This is a genomic window from Mycobacterium simiae, from assembly GCF_008370645.1.
GTDB lineage: Bacteria > Actinomycetota > Actinomycetes > Mycobacteriales > Mycobacteriaceae > Mycobacterium > Mycobacterium simiae_A.
Genome location: NZ_VTZN01000446.1, coordinates 1 through 814 on the forward strand (window position 1 = coordinate 1; position 814 = coordinate 814).

1 protein-coding gene is annotated in these 814 nt (G+C 67.3%); it reads right to left on the reverse strand.

Annotated features, from left to right (window positions below; all coding sequences use genetic code 11):
* Positions 1–814, reverse strand: an 814-nt coding sequence (locus F0Q45_RS26350) for an oligonucleotide/oligosaccharide-binding fold domain-containing protein (protein WP_306439477.1), incomplete at both ends; no start/stop codon positions are given.

The window sequence follows — 814 nt, forward strand, 5'->3', positions numbered from 1 at the left end:
GTGGCGTCCCAGTGCGGTTCGCTGTACGTGCGCTGCACCAGGTCGCCTGCGACTCGTTCGACGACCTCCGGCTGGATACGCGCCGCGATCCGCCCATACAAGCGGCTGGTCTCGACCAGCTCCGCCACGACGACCCAGCGCGGCGGCCGCTTGGTGAGCACCGAGCCGGGCGCAAGCAGGAAACGCGCGTTGCGCGCGCCCAGGTATTCGCGCGCATCCTCGCGGCGCATCCCAACGTGTGACAGCAGCCCAGCAAGCAGCGCGGCGTGGACGCGGGCCGGCTCGACCAGCTCATCGGACTCCAATATGCCGAGATCGCGGGCAATGCTGCGCAGCTGCCCGACTAGGTCTTGCCACTCGCGGATGCGCAGATAGTGCAAAAACTCATCACGGCACATTCGCCGAAAAGCATTGCCCAACAATTCCGTACGCTGCTCACGAAGATAGTGCCAGAGGTTCAGGTAACCCACGAAGTCTGAGTTCTCGTCGGCGAAACGGGCATGCAGCTGGCGGGCGGCTTCTTCGCGGTCGGTCGGCCGCTCCCGCGGATCGGGGATCGTCAGCGCCGCCGCCAGCACCAGCACCTCGCGCACGCAGCCCTCGGTCTCGGCCTGAAGGATCATTCGGCCCACACGGGGGTCGACGGGCAGCTGCGCCAGCCGACGCCCGAGGTCGGTGATCGCGCCGTGCTGGTCGAAGGCGCCCAGCTCCTGTAGCAGCTGCACACCGTCGCGGATGCTGCGCCGATCCGGCGGGTCGAGGAAGGGGAAGTGCTCGATTTCGCCGAGCTGCAGCGCCGCCATCTGCAGAATCA